This is a genomic window from Streptomyces sp. NPDC006923 (assembly GCF_040635655.1).
GTDB lineage: Bacteria > Actinomycetota > Actinomycetes > Streptomycetales > Streptomycetaceae > Streptomyces.
Map to the genome: position 1 here is coordinate 1 of NZ_JBEYIF010000027.1, position 16,151 is coordinate 16,151.

16 protein-coding genes are annotated in these 16,151 nt (G+C 68.7%); 7 read left to right on the plus strand and 9 right to left on the minus strand.

Annotated elements, in window-relative coordinates:
- Positions 1-527, minus strand: a 527-nt coding sequence (locus ABZ707_RS31110; RefSeq protein ID WP_360181443.1) for an NAD(P)-binding domain-containing protein, incomplete at its 3' end; no start/stop codon positions are given.
- A 750-nt stretch (positions 528-1,277) separates the two neighbouring features.
- Here ABZ707_RS31110 and ABZ707_RS31115 point away from each other — a divergent pair.
- The 6 genes from ABZ707_RS31115 (at position 1,278) to ABZ707_RS31140 (ending at position 5,711) form a co-directional block, all read left to right on the plus strand.
- Positions 1,278-1,574 (plus strand): hypothetical protein, encoded by a 297-nt coding sequence (locus ABZ707_RS31115; RefSeq protein WP_360181445.1) that lies wholly within the window; start codon positions 1,278-1,280, stop codon positions 1,572-1,574.
- Between the two features lie 266 nt (positions 1,575-1,840).
- Complete coding sequence (locus ABZ707_RS31120; RefSeq protein WP_360181448.1) at positions 1,841-2,446, plus strand: hypothetical protein; 606 nt, start codon at positions 1,841-1,843, stop codon at positions 2,444-2,446.
- Positions 2,447-2,672: 226 nt separating this feature from the next.
- A complete protein-coding gene (locus tag ABZ707_RS31125; RefSeq protein WP_360181451.1) occupies positions 2,673-2,864 on the plus strand; it encodes a hypothetical protein in 192 nt (63 codons plus the stop codon).
- Positions 2,865-2,999: 135 nt separating this feature from the next.
- Entirely contained in the window at positions 3,000-3,878 is an 879-nt protein-coding gene (locus ABZ707_RS31130; RefSeq protein ID WP_360181454.1) for an alpha/beta hydrolase, read from the plus strand.
- Between the two features lie 349 nt (positions 3,879-4,227).
- The gene (locus ABZ707_RS31135) at positions 4,228-4,536 is read left to right on the plus strand and encodes a hypothetical protein (protein WP_360181457.1); all 309 of its coding nucleotides are present in this window, start codon (positions 4,228-4,230) and stop codon (positions 4,534-4,536) included.
- A gap of 317 nt (positions 4,537-4,853) precedes the next feature.
- Positions 4,854-5,711 carry an alpha/beta hydrolase gene (locus ABZ707_RS31140; RefSeq protein WP_360181460.1) on the plus strand — a complete coding sequence of 286 codons (858 nt, stop codon included), beginning with the start codon at positions 4,854-4,856 and terminating at the stop codon, positions 5,709-5,711.
- A gap of 161 nt (positions 5,712-5,872) precedes the next feature.
- Here the strand turns inward: ABZ707_RS31140 and ABZ707_RS31145 are convergent, their stop codons facing one another.
- The 6 genes from ABZ707_RS31145 to ABZ707_RS31170 all read right to left on the minus strand — a co-directional run bounded on the left by ABZ707_RS31145 (position 5,873) and on the right by ABZ707_RS31170 (position 13,357).
- Positions 5,873-6,379 (minus strand): MarR family transcriptional regulator, encoded by a 507-nt coding sequence (locus ABZ707_RS31145; RefSeq protein WP_360181463.1) that lies wholly within the window; start codon positions 6,377-6,379, stop codon positions 5,873-5,875.
- A gap of 243 nt (positions 6,380-6,622) precedes the next feature.
- Complete coding sequence (locus ABZ707_RS31150) at positions 6,623-7,090, minus strand: Rrf2 family transcriptional regulator (protein ID WP_360181466.1); 468 nt, start codon at positions 7,088-7,090, stop codon at positions 6,623-6,625.
- A 442-nt stretch (positions 7,091-7,532) separates the two neighbouring features.
- Positions 7,533-9,218, minus strand: coding sequence for an ABC transporter family substrate-binding protein (locus ABZ707_RS31155; RefSeq protein ID WP_360181469.1), 1,686 nt, complete (start codon positions 9,216-9,218; stop codon positions 7,533-7,535).
- Between the two features lie 119 nt (positions 9,219-9,337).
- Positions 9,338-11,422, minus strand: a complete 2,085-nt coding sequence (locus tag ABZ707_RS31160) for an ABC transporter ATP-binding protein (protein ID WP_360181472.1) — start codon at positions 11,420-11,422, stop codon at positions 9,338-9,340.
- Entirely contained in the window at positions 11,419-12,372 is a 954-nt protein-coding gene (locus ABZ707_RS31165) for an ABC transporter permease (protein ID WP_360181475.1), read from the minus strand. Before ABZ707_RS31165 ends, ABZ707_RS31160 begins: the two co-directional genes overlap by 4 nt.
- Position 12,373: 1 nt before the next feature.
- A complete protein-coding gene (locus ABZ707_RS31170) occupies positions 12,374-13,357 on the minus strand; it encodes an ABC transporter permease (protein WP_360181478.1) in 984 nt (327 codons plus the stop codon).
- Positions 13,358-13,784: 427 nt separating this feature from the next.
- Between ABZ707_RS31170 and ABZ707_RS31175 the strand changes: the two genes are divergently transcribed.
- The gene (locus tag ABZ707_RS31175) at positions 13,785-14,150 is read left to right on the plus strand and encodes a hypothetical protein (RefSeq protein ID WP_360181481.1); all 366 of its coding nucleotides are present in this window, start codon (positions 13,785-13,787) and stop codon (positions 14,148-14,150) included.
- A gap of 116 nt (positions 14,151-14,266) precedes the next feature.
- Here the strand turns inward: ABZ707_RS31175 and ABZ707_RS31180 are convergent, their stop codons facing one another.
- Complete coding sequence (locus ABZ707_RS31180) at positions 14,267-14,899, minus strand: response regulator transcription factor (RefSeq protein WP_360181484.1); 633 nt, start codon at positions 14,897-14,899, stop codon at positions 14,267-14,269.
- Positions 14,892-16,136 carry a sensor histidine kinase gene (locus ABZ707_RS31185; RefSeq protein ID WP_360181487.1) on the minus strand — a complete coding sequence of 415 codons (1,245 nt, stop codon included), beginning with the start codon at positions 16,134-16,136 and terminating at the stop codon, positions 14,892-14,894. Before ABZ707_RS31185 ends, ABZ707_RS31180 begins: the two co-directional genes overlap by 8 nt.
- Between the last annotated feature and the right edge of the window lie 15 nt (positions 16,137-16,151).

Below are 16,151 nucleotides of genomic sequence, written 5' to 3' on the forward strand. Positions count from 1 at the left end.
CGGGTACCCCCGATGCCCTTCGCGTACGACAGCGCCAGCTCGAACGCCCGGCCCGAGGCGTCCTGCTCGACCGCCGCGATACACGGAACACCACGGCCCTCCTCGTACTGGCGCCGCACCAGATGCCCCGGACCCTTCGGCGCGACCATCGCCACATCGACGTTCGCCGGCGGCTTGATGAAGCCGTACCGAATGTTCAGACCATGACCGAAGAACAGCGCGTCACCGTCCTGGAGATGATCCCGCACGGACTCCTCGTAGACCTGGGCCTGGATCGGGTCCGGCACCAGGATCATGATCACATCGGCCTCGGCGGCGGCCTCCGCGGGCGTCACCACCCGCAGACCCTGCTCCTCCGCCTTCGCCTTCGACGAGGAACCCTCGTGCAGACCGACCCGGACGTCGACACCAGAGTCACGCAGCGACAGCGCGTGGGCATGGCCCTGGCTGCCATAGCCGATGACCGCGACCTTGCGGTTCTGGATGATGGACAGGTCGGCATCGTCGTCATAGAACAGCTCGGCCATGGATATCGCCTTTCGTACGCGGGGGAGACGGTGGGGAGAGACCGGAGACAGCGGGAGGAGCCGCGGTCGGGGCAGAGTGGGCAGGGGATCGCCGTACACCCTCGGGTCTCGCCAACGCGGGACGGTCTGTGACTTTTCAAGTGGTGCGGCGCCGGCTGCTTGTCGCTGCCGGCCGAGCGCCCCGCGGGGGACCGGCTCCGGGTTGTGCCCGGTGAGCGGCCTGATCCGATCACACTGTCTCACGCTCAGTGGACGGCGTTCGGACCCGGCTCCCACAGTAACCCGGCGACCGCGAGAGGATTCCACCGGACAGGGCCCGGTGCCGTCGTAAGCCGGCCTGCGGGGGTCCGGTACGAGGGTCTGGCGGCCGGGCGGGCTGTCGGCCTTCCGGTCCAGGGGAAACACACGGTGTGTGGGCCCGAGACGCCCTGGCGAACCCCACGGGCGATTCCTTCGCGAGAAGAACTGTCACAGTCGTCGCTCGCGTCCGGTCAGTGTGGATGAACGACATGCGCGGCGTTGATACGAGCCCGTGCGGGGAGACAAGCCCGTGCGGTGAAGAAGGGACCACAACATGGCATGAGTGGGAGCCCCGAGGACGTCCGTATGACAGCGATCGGGGCGAGTCGCGAAAGCGGCTCCGTCCGCCCGAGGGCGGGACCGGCGCGCCCGCCCGCCAGCCATTCCCGCAACGCGAAGCTGCCGGCCCATCGCAGAGCCCGTGACAAAGCCCGTGACAAAGAAAGACGCATGATGTTCCGAGACCCCGACCACCGCCCTGATGTCGAGGAAGCCATCGAGTCGCTGACTGCCGAAGCCGCGCGGCTCGACACGCGCGTCCGTCTGATCAGAGAACAACTCGCCGCCGTCAACGCCCGGATGGAAGACATATCCGACTCACTGCAGTGGCTGACCCGTCCTGCGGGCCTCGTCAACGCGGCAACCGGCGAAGACGGCTGTGGTGAGCAGGCACGCAGTGGCGCCTCGAACCGTCCGGACGGCGGATGTCTGAGGCGGTCTCATCGCTCCGTGCCCCGTCGGCACTGAACGGATCGAGTGCCCGCCCGTGGCTGCTCCCCCTGTCCGCCCCGGTGCTTCGGCAGCTCAGAACCAATGGGTGTGTCCATCGTTGTCTCACCGTTCGGTGCTGAAGGAGTGGTGTCCTGCCACTCATTGGGTCACGCGGCGCCGCGCCGTACTAATCTGTGTGCCGGACGGGCTGCCGCGCTTCAGTCACGCCACACCATGGGCGAATGAACGCCCAATCGGGGCATGCGCGGGACGGCAGGGTGGGTTGAGGACGAGAGGAACACATGGTCTCCGGAGCCCATGCGGCGAATACGGCGAAGAACATTGAGAACACCGCGGAGCGCCTCAAGGACGAGCTGGTTCGCCTGGGGGCCCAGAAGCAGGCGCTGGAGAGGGAACTGACCGCGGTCGTGGCCCACCTCGGCTCGGTGGAGGCGGCCCTTCATGCCCTCCAGGACCTGATGAGCGCCACGACGTATGTCACGGCCTCCGGTGGAAAGGCGGACGCGCCGAAGGCCGAGGTGCCCGCGGCTGCCCTGGCACCCGGGGCAGACGGGGGTGACTCCGTTCCTGCCGCGTCCGCTTCCAGACAGCCCGAGGGAGGGTCCGCGCCGGCACAGGTCGTGGGCTCGGCGGACGCGGAGCAGCCCGCGCCGCTCGGCGCCCCGGCAGACGCGGCGGACGGGAAGTACGGCAGACTCACCGGACAGATCATGGACTACTTCGCACGCATCGGTGACACCGATGTGCGCGCCCGCGATGTGGCCGCGGCGCTCGGACGCGACACCGACGCCGGAAGCATCAACGCCGTCCGGTCCACACTCGACCGGCTCGTCGGTGCCTCCCGTATCCGCCGTGCAGGCCGGGGCCTCTACCGCGCCAATCCCTGACTCGGGCCCCTGGCGAAAGTCTCTTTCGGGTCCGCTTGCGGGCGCGTCGGTGCCTCCCCGCGAGCCATGGCCTCCCGCTCGACCGGCGGCACCGCTCGACAACCGCCACCAAGCCCGGAGGTTCCATGACCAGCATGTCCACCCGTACGTATCGCGGCACAGCGGGCGGCTCGCGCCCGGCCCGGCGGCCCGTCCGCGTCTCCATGACGTCCCGGGAGGCGGGGCTGTGAGTACGGTGGCTCCCTTCGGCTCATGGCATTTCACCACCATCTGGGACATGGAACTCCTCAGCCCGCCGGACGACCCGGAGCACTGTCCGCCGTCCGTGGTGTGGCTGGTGATGCTCAGCGGGGGCAGGCACCACCGGCTGCGACTGTTCCACCGCCGCTGTTCACCCCCGGACTCCGAGCCTTTGTGACCAGCGCCACAGTGTCTTCGGCGAACTTCCCTCGCCGCTCCGCATCCAGTCCATGTGAATACACCAACTGGGCCCCTGGCTCTTCCTCACCCGGCCGGAGACACTGCCGATGTCCTGGCACCCGGCACACACACGATGCCCGTCCAGCACGGATCGGCCATTGTCGAACAGCGCTACCACGTCGCCGGAACGGGACCCGTGTGCATCGCCCACTCGGGCGGCCCCGGCATCGACTGGGCTTATCTGCGCATGCCGCTGCTCGAACGCAGCCACACCATGGTCTACGCCGAACCCGTGGGCACCGGTGCTTCCGGGCGACTGGCCGATCCGCGCGACTACAACATGGCCACCTATACGCACTTTCTGCATGCCCTTGTCGAGCGCCTGGCGCAGCCGCGGGTCAGTCTGCTCGGCCACTCTCATGGTGGTTTTGTCGTCCAGCAGTACGCCCTTGACCACCCCGACCGTGTCGCGTCCCTGATCCTGTACGACACCTCGCCGGTGACGGACGAGAGTTTCTGGTCGACCGCGGTCGCGAACATGGATCGGTTCGCACAGCGGCACGCGAGTCGGCACCCCGAGGTGGCCACCTATGTCGACAGCCTCACCGCGCGCCTCGACCAACTCGACGACGACGGCGCCACCACGGTGCTGCGTACGATCATGCCCGCGTACTTCTTCGACTACTGGGGGCGCGAGGACGAGTTCGACCCCGCCCGCCGGGCCGTGCGGATGTACACGGATCCCTCTCGCGGCCAAGGCCCGCCCTTCGACGTCCGGGAGAAGCTGCCGGCCGTCGCGGCGCCCACCCTGGTGCTGGTCGGGGCAGAGGACTTCATCTGCGGGCCGCGGTGGGCCCGGATGATCCACGAACTGATCCCCGGGTCCGAGCTGGTGACTCTGGAGAAGTCCGGCCATATGGCCCACCTTGAGCAGGCCGTGGAGTTCCGTACGACGGTGACCGGATTCCTGCGGCGCTCGGCGCCGGAACAGCACGGCCACGGAGAGGGCTGAGCCGATGTCCCGGCGGCATTCTCCGGGCGCCTGCCGGGAGAATGCCGCCGGCGGCGATCCTCCGCCCCGCCGTGGGCCGGCGCGATCTGACGGACCCGATGGTTCGCCGTACGCGATCCCCGGGCCGGTCCTTCTCCGCGTGAGACGCGTGTCACATGCGGGGGTGCTGTCCGGTCACCTAGTTGATGGGAAAACCAGTCTTCGCCGTGCGGATCAGGCGCCCTGATGCCCGATGTGATCGCCGGCTGAGAACAGAGGGGAACATCATGCTCCTTCGAACGGACAGAAACAGTTCGCACGGTGCGTACGCGATCGGTCGTCCTCCCGGCTTGAGGACTCCTGGACGCGTGTGCGACACCTCCGGTCCTTCTCCGGGCAGGCCGACATGAGGGCCGTCGCGCCTGCCGGGGCCGGCCTCGGTGACAAGTGGCTGGTGGGTCTGGAGGTCCATGGACCCGATACCCGGGCCGTGTGGCTCTACTACGTGGTGGATCAGGCTTCGGATGCCGTCGAAGCGATACGTCTGGCGTTGCGGCGTGCCAACAGCACCCGGGAGCGGACGGCCCGGGGAGGTGCGGTCGTCCGGCCCGAACGGCTTGAGGTCCAGCGGATGTACCTGGACACGGCAGGACGTCTCCAGTGGGCGCGCTGCTGCTGACGCCGGATGCGGGGGCGTCCGTATCCCCTCGGAGAACTGGGCCCCGGGTCGCACCGGGGCCACTGTTGTGTGTGCGGTAGCCAGGCCGGTGCGGCTGCTCCGTTCTTTCACCGTGTGACTCTCCCTGTTGCCAATGAGCGCGGCACGGCCCTTCCTGCGGGCCCGGCGCCGCGCGTCGGGCGGCGGCTTGGATCAAGAGTTACCTTGCGCACGATTAAAGTGTGCACTAGGTTATTTCCATGGGAGATCGACGGAGTTGGATCCGCCGATGCCCGAGCAGGCCGGGGACGTCCGGCCGCCGACTCAGGGAGACCGACATGACTTCCAGCAAGCGCGTACGCCGCTTCTCCGTCCTCAGCGCCATGGGGACCGTCACCGCCGCGGTGGCCCTGGGTGTGGCCACGATCGGCCCGGCCAACGCGGAGAAGGACAGCCGCTCGGCTGCCTCCGGGCCCAAGCCCACCGTGGTGCTCGTCCATGGTGCGTTCGCCGACGGGTCGAGCTGGAACGGCGTCATCGGGCGCCTCAAGCGGGACGGCTATCCCGTCGTCGCACCCGCCAACCCACTGCGCGGGCTCAGCAGCGACGCCGCCTACCTCAAGGACCTGCTCAACAGTGTCAAGGGGCCGATCGTGCTCGCGGGGCACTCGTACGGCGGGTCGGTCATCTCCGCCGCCGCAGCCGGTGACAAGGACGTCAAGGCCCTCGTCTACATCGCCGCGTTCCTCCCCGAGACCGGCGAGAGCGCCTCCGGTCTCTCCGGGAAGTTTCCCGGCAGCACCCTGGGCCCTACCCTCCACGAGGTCACCACGGCGCTCGCGGACGGCACCGAGGTCACTGATCTCTCCATCACGCAGGACAAGTTCCACCAGCAGTTCGCCGCCGATGTCCCGGCCGCCACTGCCGGAGCCATGGCCGCCGGCCAGCGCCCCATCACCAGCGCGGCGCTCGACGAAAAGCTCTCCGGGGAGCCCGCCTGGAAGACCGTCCCTTCCTGGACGATGATCACCACTCAGGACCTCAACATCCCCGTCAAGGCCCAGCGGTTCATGGCCGACCGTGCCGGGTCGCACAAGGTCGAGATCAAGGCGTCCCACGCGGTCACCGTGTCCCAGCCGGGAGCCGTCACGCGCCTGATCGAGCAGGCGGCCCACGCGACCGGCTCGGGTCGCTGAGGGCTGTCACGCGATCCCCGGCGGGGGGCCGACGGCAGCAACGGCACCCGACGCGTGGACGGAGTCGTCGGTGGCGTCCCGTACGAGACGGCCGGTCCCGAACTTTCGCCGACGCGTGTCACACATCGACCGGCTACGGTCCTTCGTCGCGTGGCGACCGTTCAGCCGAGCTGCGGTACCCCGCCGGCGTCGTGCCCGGCCGCGCCACGCTCCAGGTTGGCCCTGAGGCGGCGCAGGAGCAGCTGCGCCGCCTCGTACTCCTCGGGGCTGAATCCCATGGCCTTCCCGATGGAAGGAGGGACGGTCATGATCCGGCGGCGCATGTCCGCTCCCTCGCCGGTGAGGACGACCTCGACCACACGCTCGTCGTCCGCGCGCCGCGTTCGCTCCACGAGCCCGTGGGACTCCAGTCGCTTGATGAGGGGTGTCGCGGTCCCGTAGTCGAGGTGCAGGGCGGTGATCAGTTCCTTGACCGTCGCCCGCTCCCGCTGCCACAGCACCAACATGACGAGGTACTGCGGATACGTCAGTCCGACGGATTCGAGGAGCGGCCGGTACGCCGCGGTCACAGCCCTTGAGGCCGCGTACAGCGTGAAGCAGAACTGGTCGTCGAGATCGAGCGAGGGCTCCTCGTCCGGCATCGGAACGGGAGGTTCGTGAGCGTCCATGAACTTTCCTCCGACGGCGTGCGCGGCCTCTGAGCTGGGAGCCCTGATGCGCCCCAAGTTACCTCACTCGCGTGTACATGGTGCGCGATCTATTTGTGCACCCGCACCAGCAAGGCCCCGGACCTCGACGACACTGCACACCTTCCCTGCGGCGCGTGGGAACAGTGGCACACGTTCTCTGGGCGAAAGTGCGAACGGCCGGGCGCGATGGTGCCGAACGGACGGGAAACGGCTCGCCGGCGATCAGTTGAGGGCGGACCGCACAACGCTCCTGATGGTCGGAGTGCGGTCAAGCTCCAGCCGGATGTCCGCGAGACTCTGTGCGGCGAGGGCCTGGCGCCATGCCTCGTCGGCGCGGTGCATGGCCACTTTGACGGCGCATGCGCCGGTGGGGGGCGGGGAAAGCTCGCCGATCTTGCCGCAGCAGCGGATCTCGGCGCAGTGGAAGAGCTGGGTGTCGCCCTCGATGGCCTGCACCACATCCAGGAGTGTGATGTCTTCGAGGGGCCGGGTCAGCCGGAAGCCGCCGCGTGGACCTGGAGTGGAGGCCAGCAGGTCCGCTCTCGCGAGCTGCTGCAACTGCTTGTTCAGATAGGGGGCCGGCAGCCCGTGGGCCTCGGCGAGCTGGCCGCTGCCCACCGGGCCACCCCCGATCATGTCCAGGTTGAGCAGTGTGTGGATGGCCCACTCGACGCCCTTACTCATTCGCATAATGCGGACATTGTATGTCCTGGAACGGGTGTTCATCGGGGTGAGTCGAAGCCCTGCCCGGCCCGCCGCCGAATGACATCAGTGGCACACCGTTTTCCGAGAATCTTGACACTTAATAGCCAGGATAGATGAGCGGCCCGGAGGCCAAGACCCTCAAGCAGAACATCAATACACTCTGGATCTACCCGCCGGTCGACGACGCGGAGCGGATCCTCGACCAGGCCGGCCGTTTCTCCAACCTCTGACAGAACGCGCACGGCGTTTCATCCTCTGGAAATCCCCTATGGGCCGTCCGTGATTCCCGCTCACCGGCCACCGCGCGAAGGGGCGCGGCGCGCTGACGCCGCGCCCCTTCGTCACCGGCGGGCACACGGGAGGGACACCGACTGCCACGGGCCCCTCCGGCTCGTGCCGCCCCCTCCGCGGCGGCCGGGACCGATGCTTACTTCTCCCAGCCGACCGTCTCCGGAAGGGGGTTGTAGAAGATGGTCGCCCCGACGTTGGCGAGGCCCTTCTTCACCGCGTAGGTCGACGGGCCGCTGAACAGTGGCAGGAAGGCGTACTGCCGCAGGGCCTTTCGCTCGACCTTGTTGACCTCGGCGGCCTGCTGGTCGAGGTCGGCGATCTCGGTGGTCGCCCGGATCTCCTTGTCCAGGGCCGCCGTGCCCGCGCCTGTCAGGTTCGAGTCGTGGTCGGAGCAGTAGAAGTCGCACAGGTAGCGGGCGCCGAACGGGTCCATGGAGCGGTTGCCCGACAGGAAGAGGTCGAACCTGCGCTCACTGAGGATCGAGGCGAAGTCCGCCTCGTCGGCCTTCTTGATGACGAGTCGGATTCCGGCGGGCTTCAGCATCGCGGCGAAGGCGCCGGCGGTCGCCTTGTCGAGTGGGTCATCGCCGAGGAGTGTGTAGCCGATTTCGAGCTTCTTGCCGTCCTTGGCGCGGATGCCGTCGGGGCCGGGCTTCCAGCCCGCGGCGTCGAGTGTCTTCCCGGCGGCGTCCGGTGCGTACTTCAGCACGGCGGAGACGTTGTCCTCGTACCCCTTCTGGAAGCTGTACAGCACGGCCGAGCCGGGCAGCGGCTCCCGGTAGTCGAGCCCCTGGAACTGGATCTTCGCGATCTGCGGGCGGTCGATGCTCTCCAGGACGGCCTTGCGGACGGCCTGGTCCGAGAGGACCGGCGACTTCGTGTTGAGGTAGAGCGAATACTCGAACGGGCTGCCACCGCTGCGGATCTCGGTGTTCTTGAGCCCCTTGACCTGCTTGAGGCTCTCGGCGTCGACGGCGGAGGTGTAGTCGAGCTGACCGTTCTTGAAGGCGTTGACCGCGGCGGTCGACTCCAGGTTGACGTAGACGCGCTTGTCGAGCTTGCCCTTCTTGCCCCACCACGTGGGGTTGCGGACAAAGGTGATGTTGCCGGAGTGGCTGTCCCACGTGCCGACCGTGTACGGACCGGCGCCCCACTCCGGGTGGGCCTTCTTGACGTATGCCTTGTTGAAGTTGTCGACGGTGGCGGCCTTCGGATGCAGGAAGGTGCTGAACAGGGACGACCACGAGGCGTTGACGCCCTTGAAGGTGATGACGGCCTGCTTGGCGTTCTCACCCTGCTCGACCGAGGTGATCTGGCTGTAGCCGTCCGTGGACGAGGCGTCGTATGCCTTGTTCGAGCCGTTGTTGGCCTTCCAGGTGGCCCGGACAGCGGTCCAGTCGATCGGCGTCCCGTCGTTGAAGGTGGCCTTCGGGTTGATCGTCAGCGTGACCTTCTGGTTGCCGCCCTCGACGGCGACCTTCACATCGCTGTAGTAATCCGGGTTGTACCGCACCTCACCGGTGGGCGAGAACGTGATCGCGTCGGCGTTGTACCAGGCCCAGACGCGGGACGCGGTGAGCGTGGCGTTCACGTTGAAGGGGTTGCCCTGGTCGTCGAAGGTGCCCGCGGTGGTGTACGTGCCACCGTCCTTGAGCTTGTCGTACGGCTGGGGGTCGTAGTCGGCGGCGGCCGAGGCGGCCTTCGGCACGTCCTTCTTGGCCGGGCCGGTGGCCGAGCTCGTCCCGGAGGAGGAGTCGCACGCGGTGGCCGCGACAGCGACGGCGGCGACGAGGGCGACGGGCAGGGCCAGTCTTGCGCGCATGGCGGGATGGTTCCTTCTGGTTCGGTGGAGTGATGTGGGCAGGTGGGGGCCCGGTACAGGGCCGGGAAGGGGCGGGGCGGACCGGGCACCGTCGGGCGGGCTCGGGAGGCGGAGCAGGCTCAGCCGGCGTGACAGGCGAACAGGTGATCGGGACGCTCGGTCACCCCGGTCGGCAGGGGACGTTCCGTACGACAGCGCCGGCGCACGTCCTCGTCGGCGGTTCGGTACAGAGGACAGCGGTCGACGAAGACACAGCCCCGGGGCAGCCGCGCGGCGCTCGGCTGCTCGCCCTCCAGCACGACGCGCTCGCGGCTGCGCTCCCGTTCCGGGTCGGGCACCGGAATGGCGGAGAGCAGCGCTCTGGTGTACGGGTGTCTGGGGTCGGCGAAGATGGTCTCGGTGGGCCCGGTCTCGACGACGTGGCCCAGGTACATCACGGCGATCCGGTCGGAGATGTACCGGACGACGGCCAGGTCGTGGGCGACGACGAGATAGGCGAGCCCGAGTTCGCGTTGGAGGCGTGCCAGCAGGTTGATGACTCCGGCCTGCACCGACACGTCGAGGGCCGAGAGCGGTTCGTCGAGGGCGAGAAGCCGGGGCGCGGTCGCGAGGGCGCGGGCGATCCCGACGCGCTGGCGTTGGCCGCCGGACAGCGTGGCCGGGAACCGGTCGCTCAACGAGGCGTCCAGGCCCACCAGCGCGAGCAGTTCGCCGATGCGGGAGCGGATCTCCTCGCGGCTCCGCCCGATGGCCTGGAGGGGCTCGGCGATGAGCTGGAAGACGGGCAGCCGCGGATCCAGGGCGCCCAGCGGGTCCTGCATGACGATCTGTACGTCGCGCCGCAACTCCCTCGCCCGCGCGGCGGAGCCGATCGTGCCGACATCGGTGCCGGCGATCTCGATCCGCCCGCCTTCGGGCCGCTTGAGCCGGAGGATCTCCAGCAGGGTCGTGGTCTTGCCGCTGCCGGACTCACCCACGAGACCGAGGGTCTCTCCGGCGCGCAGCTCGAAGCTCACCCGGTTGACGGCGTGCAGCGTACCGACCCGGCGCTTGAGGAGGACGCCCTTGGTGACGGGGAAGGTCTTGACGAGGTCCTCGACCCGCAGCACGATGTCGCCGGCCTCGGCGCGGGCCGGCCCGGTCACCCGGTCGGCGGGCACGGCGTCCCCCGCGGGGTCGAGTGATCCCTCGGCCACTTCCCCGGCGCGCAGGCAGGCCACCTGCCCGTGCCCGGTGATCTCGCGCAGCTCGGGTTCGTCGGTGCGGCAGGCGTCGAGGGCGACGGCGCAGCGGTTCGCGAACGGGCAGCCGGCCGGGAGTGTCACGAGGGAGGGCGGTTCGCCGCTGATCGGGACAAGGGGCCGGTGGACCCCGCTGTCCACGGACGGCACCGCGGCGAGCAGTCGCGCGGTGTAGGGCATCGTCGGACGGCGGAACAACTCCTCGACGCCCGCCCGCTCCACGAACCGGCCCGCGTACATGACGGCGATCTCGTCCGCGTGTCCGGCGACGACCCCCAGGTCATGGGTGATGAGGACCAGGCCGGCGCCGGTCTCGGCCTGCGCCACCCGCAGCACGTCGAGGATCTGGGCCTGCACGGTGACATCGAGGGCGGTGGTGGGTTCGTCGGCGACGAGTACGGACGGCTTGTTGGCGATCGCCATGGCGATGACGACGCGCTGGCGCATGCCGCCGGAGAACTCGTGCGGGAAGGACTTGGCCCGGTTGCGCGGGTCGGATATGCCGACGAGATCCAGCAGTTCGACGGCCTGTTCCCAGGCCGCCCGTCTCGTGAGGTCCTGGTGGACCCGCAGGGCGTCGGAGAGCAGCCTTCCCACCGAGAAGATGGGGGTGAGCGCGGACAGGGGGTCCTGGAAGACCATGCCGATGGTGCTGCCCCGTACCTGCGAGAATTCCTTGTCGCCGAGACCGACCAGGTCACGGCCGCCGATCAGCACCTGCCCCGACAGGACGGCGGTCGGCGGCAGCAGGCCCATGAGGCCCATCGCGGTGGCGGACTTGCCCGAACCGGACTCACCGACGATGCCGAGGGTCCGGCCGGGCAGGAGGTCGAAACTGACACCGCGTACCGCCTCGACGGGACCGGCCTCGGAGGGGAAGGAGATCCGCAGATCCCGTACGGAGAGCACGGGGGTGTCGTCGGCGGACGGGGCGGGGCCCGGCAGAATCGTGGTGAGTGTCATCGTCGGCCTCCTGCCGCGCCGGTCACGGACGTCGGGTCGAGGGCGTCGCGCAGTCCGTCGCCGACAAAGGTCATCGACACGGTGAGCAGGACGACCAGGCCCGCGGGGAAGGCGAAGAGCCAGGGAGCACTGGTGATGGTGCTCGCGCCGTCCGCGAGCATGGTGCCGAGGGAGACGTCCGGGGGCTGGACGCCGAACCCGAGGAAGGACAGCGCGGTCTCGCTGAGCACCGTCGCGACGACCCCGAGTGTCAGGTTGACGATCAGCAGGGAGCCGAGGTTGGGGATGATGTGACGCATGATGATGCGCTGCGGGCTCACCCCCATGAACTCGGCCGCCGCCACATAGTCCCGTTCCCGCAGGGAGGTCGAGACGGACCAGATGACCCGGGCGGTCTGCATCCAGCCGAACACCGTCAGCACCACGATGAGGATTCGCCAGTCGCCCGCGAGGCGGTGGGAGACCAGGGCGAGGATGAGGAACGAGGGGACGATCAGCAGGAAGTGGATGACGGCGAGCGTCAGCTTCTCGACCCGGCCGCCGAAGTACGCCGCGCTGGAGCCGATGACCGCGGCGACGACAACGGTGAGGACCGAGACGCTCACCGCGATCGTCAGCGAGCGCTGAAGTCCGTGTACGACGGAGGCGTAGATGTCGTTGCCACCCTGGTTCGTGCCGAACCAGTGGGTCCCGCTCGGTGGTTGGGTGAGTGCGGCGAAGTCGGTGTCGGAGTACGCGTACGACGTGAACCGGCCGCCGAACACACTGAACAGCACCAGCAGCACGAAGATCACCACACCGACGACGGCGAGGCGGTTGCGCAGGAAACGCCGCAGGTAGAGTCGGCCGAGGCCGGTGTGCTGCCGGTCCTCCGGCAGGGGGAGCTTCGCGTCCGGCACGTGGGCCGCGGTCACGTCTGCCGTCAGGCCCGTTGTCAGGTCCGAGGTCATGTCAGCTCACCCTCACCCTCGGGTCGAGGAAGACCGTGGCGATGTCCGCGAGGATCGCGCCGACCGCGGTGAGAGCGGCGGCGAAGGCGGCTGTCGCGACCGTGCCGTGCACATCGTTCTTGCTGATGGTCTGCACGAAGTAGCGGCCCATGCCGTTCCAGCCGAAGATGCTCTCGGTGATGACGGCGCCGGTGAAGAGGGCCGGCACACTGAACGCCACGGAGGTCGCGGTGGGGATCAGCGCGGCCCGCAGGGCGTGCCGGCGGACTGCCTGGGTCCGGGTGAGGCCGGTGGCCTGGGCGGTACGCACGAAGTCGGCGTTGATCGTGTCGAGCAGCAACGAACGCTGCGTCAGGTGATAGCCGACATAGCCCATCAGAGTCAGGGTCAGGGTGGGCAGGATCAGATGAAGGAGACGGTCACCGATCGTGGGGAGGAGCCCTTCGACGTTCGGTGCGTTCTCCCCGGCGACATAGAGGAAGTGCAGCCCGGCGTGCTGGTTCAGCCAGACGGCGACGAAGACCACAGCCAGCGCGGCGACGGACGTGGGGATGTTGAACAGTGCGACGGACACGGCCTGCGAGATCCGGTCGGCCCAGCCGTACTGCCGGGACGCGGTGTACACGCCCACCATGACGCCGATCACGACCGACAGAACCGTCGCGATGACGACCAGTTCCGCGCTGACGAGCGACCGGTAGCCGACCTCCCCGTTGACGGAGACACCCGTGGGAGATCTGCCCCAGTCGAAGTGGAGCGTCACGGAGGTGAACCACTCCCACCACCGGTGGGCCAGTGGCACCCGTGGGTCCAGGTTGTACGGCGCCAGGGCACGGTCGATCTGGACCTCGGTACGGACGGGCCGCAGCTCCTTGAAGTTCGACCGCGGATCCAGAAACCAACTGGCCAGGAAATAGGTGGCGTTGGTCGCGACCACGATCATCAGCAACCAGCCCGCCGACTTGCGCATCACATAGCGGACCACAAGCGCTCCCTCCTCTCCTCGGAGGAGAGGCAGAAGACGCTGGTTCTGACGGACGTGCTCATGGCGCGGGGGGGCTTTCTGGAGTGAGGGAGCGTACGCACCGGCGTACGGGCCTCAGTTTGATCAGCGCCCGGCCTTGACACCAGTAATCGGCCACTCCTGCCACAAGGCTGAAATAGTGCTGTAGTAAACAACCCTTACTGGCCACATTGTTTACGCTCCCGACACAAGGCAGGGGCCGGGCCCGGACGTTGTTCCCGCCCCGGTCCCCTCGCCGGCGTGTGCCGCTCGCGCCGCGAAGGTGGCTGGATCTGACCTTCCGACATGTAGTTGAACTCGCAAGAATCTTGGAAGTCGCCAGCGAGGCAGCCGTACTTGTCCCGTCGTGCCGCGACATCCGCTTCCCACGCATTCAAGGATGGATCACATGGTCGGTCTCAAGAAGCAGCTCGCCGGTGTCCTCGCGGGCTCCGGCGCCGCGCTGCTGGTCTGCACGGGCTTGGCGCAGCCCGCCGCGGCGGCGGTGCCCTACCCAGGGGCGTCCTTCTACGCCGCGGCCGGGCAGAGTGGGACGGAGTTCCCCGTCGATCTGAGCAGCACCGCCTGCCAGACGCTGCCGCAGGCGGCGCGTTCCGCCGTCAACCTGTCCGGCTCGGACATCGTTGTGTACTTCAACCCGGACTGCGCGCCCGGGACGCCCGGCAGCAGCGGCGACACGACCTATGTCCTCGGCAGTCTGCACTCCGGCGACTTCCCCTTCCCGGCCGTCAGCTATCGGGTCGTCACCCACTGAGCCGGAACGGCCCCCGCCGGTTGCGGGCGGACCACGAGTTCCAGGACGCGGATGTGTTCCCGTCGGCGGGGAGCACGTGGCGCGGCCCCCGGTCCCACTCCGGGCAACGCGTCCGTTCAGCTCAGCAGGCCCCGTTCCAGCGCCGTCATCACGGCGGACGTACGGTCGGAGACGCCGAGTTTCTTGAACGTCCGCAGCAGATGCGTCTTGACGGTGGCCTCGCTGATGAACAGCTCTCTGCCGATCTCGGCGTTGGTGTGTCCGCGGCTGACCAGGCGCAGTACCTCGCGCTCCCGTCCCGACAGCGGAACGGGTTCCGGCGTCCGCGCGCGGAACAGCTTGCCCGCGAGTGAGGGTGTCAGCACCGTCTCGCCACGGGCGGCGGCGTGTACGGCGTCGATCAGCTCCGCGCGTGAACTGCCCTTCAGCAGATAGCCCGCCGCGCCGGCCTCCACGGCGCGCAGGATGTCGGAATCGTCCTCATAGGTGGTGACGATGACGACCTTGCTTCCGGGAGACCGGCGCAGGATGTGACCCGTCGCGGCGACGCCGTCCATCCCACCCATCCGCAGGTCCAGCAGGACGATGTCCGGAGCGAGCGAGGCGGCCTGGACGACGGCCTCCTCACCGGAGCCGGCCTGGCCGACGACGCTGATGTACTCGGCCGACTCCAGCATGGCGCACAGGCCCGCGCGGACCACCGGGTGGTCGTCGGCCAGCAGCACCCTGATCGTCCTGTCGTCATCCATGGGCCGCCGCCTCGCTGTCCGTTGCCCGCAGCGGCACGGCCACGTCGATCGTTGTGCCCTGGCCGGGGTGGCTGCGGATCTCCGCCCGGCCGGAGATCTCCCGTACCCGGGCGAGCATGCCGCGCAGCCCGTAGCCCTCCTGGAGGCCGTCCGGGACAAAACCCTGTCCGTCGTCCTCGACCCGCAGCCGTACGGTGTCCTCGTCGTACCTCACGGTCACGGTGACCCGGCCGGCCTCCGTGGCGTGCTTGCGTACATTGGCGACCGCCTCCTGCACCGCCCGCAGCAGGACCACACTGACCGCCATCGGCAGCGGCCTCTCCTCGCCGTGCACCGAGCAGCGCACCTCAAGACCGGTCTGCGCCTCCAGGCCCTCCGCCTGCCGCCGCACCGCCTGCGCCAGCGAACTCCCGCGCAGCGTCGGCGGGGTGAGAGCCGCGATGAAGTCCCGGGCCTCGGCCAGGCTCTCCTTGGCCACGCGGTCCGCCAGTGCCAGCCGCTCACGGGCCAGCCCCGGCGAGTCGTTCACCTCCGCGTCGGCGGCCTGGACAAGGCTGACAATGCTGGTCAGGCCCTGGGTGATGGTGTCGTGGATCTCGCGGGCGAGCCGCTCGCGCTCGGCGGCGACGCCGGCGTCACGGGACAGCCTGGCCTCACGCTCCCGACTGCTCTGGAGCTCCTCGATCAGCGCACCGCGCTCCTTGCTCTGCCGTACCACGCGAGTGATCCACAGGCCGAGGAAGATCGACAGGGCGATGCTGAGCAGGGAGATGGGCAGCACATGCAGCATCCGGACCTGGTCGCCGCCCGCCACCCGGACGACGGCCACCGGCCACAGATTGGCCACCAGGACGAGCACGATCGCCCGGGCCATCGGCAGGCTCATGATGAGCATCGGTACCACCGCGAACATGCCGAAGGCGGCGGCGAGATCGAAGGTGGTGGCGGCGGCGAACAGCACGGTGAGCACAAGCGCGAAGACGATGTTCCGCCGCCCCGCGGTGTCGTGGATCATCAGATCCCGCCCGAGGGCCGCGTACCACGGGATGACGAGGGTCACCAGGCCGATCGCGACGGCACGGTGGACCTGCTCACCGGCGGAGACGAAGAGCAGGATCGTGGTGACGAGGTAGGAGATCGCGAAATAGCCGTCCCAGAGACCGAACCAGCGGGCCCCCGTATCGGAGTCGTGGTCCGCACCGGCCCCTGGTACGCCCTCCCCGGCTTGAGTACGCACGCCACCAGTCATACC

Bases quoted from the DNA above. Each gene is read 5' to 3' on its own strand.
- ABZ707_RS31115 (WP_360181445.1), top strand. From the start codon at position 1,278: ATGATGTTCCGAGACCCCGACCACCGCCCTGATGTCGAGGAAGCCATC.
- ABZ707_RS31120 (WP_360181448.1), top strand. From the start codon at position 1,841: ATGGTCTCCGGAGCCCATGCGGCGAATACGGCGAAGAACATTGAGAAC.
- ABZ707_RS31130 (WP_360181454.1), top strand. From the start codon at position 3,000: ATGCCCGTCCAGCACGGATCGGCCATTGTCGAACAGCGCTACCACGTC.
- ABZ707_RS31140 (WP_360181460.1), top strand. From the start codon at position 4,854: ATGACTTCCAGCAAGCGCGTACGCCGCTTCTCCGTCCTCAGCGCCATG.
- ABZ707_RS31145 (WP_360181463.1), bottom strand. From the start codon at position 6,379: ATGGACGCTCACGAACCTCCCGTTCCGATGCCGGACGAGGAGCCCTCG.
- ABZ707_RS31150 (WP_360181466.1), bottom strand. From the start codon at position 7,090: ATGCGAATGAGTAAGGGCGTCGAGTGGGCCATCCACACACTGCTCAAC.
- ABZ707_RS31155 (WP_360181469.1), bottom strand. From the start codon at position 9,218: ATGCGCGCAAGACTGGCCCTGCCCGTCGCCCTCGTCGCCGCCGTCGCT.
- ABZ707_RS31160 (WP_360181472.1), bottom strand. From the start codon at position 11,422: ATGACACTCACCACGATTCTGCCGGGCCCCGCCCCGTCCGCCGACGAC.
- ABZ707_RS31165 (WP_360181475.1), bottom strand. From the start codon at position 12,372: ATGACCTCGGACCTGACAACGGGCCTGACGGCAGACGTGACCGCGGCC.
- ABZ707_RS31175 (WP_360181481.1), top strand. From the start codon at position 13,785: ATGGTCGGTCTCAAGAAGCAGCTCGCCGGTGTCCTCGCGGGCTCCGGC.
- ABZ707_RS31180 (WP_360181484.1), bottom strand. From the start codon at position 14,899: ATGGATGACGACAGGACGATCAGGGTGCTGCTGGCCGACGACCACCCG.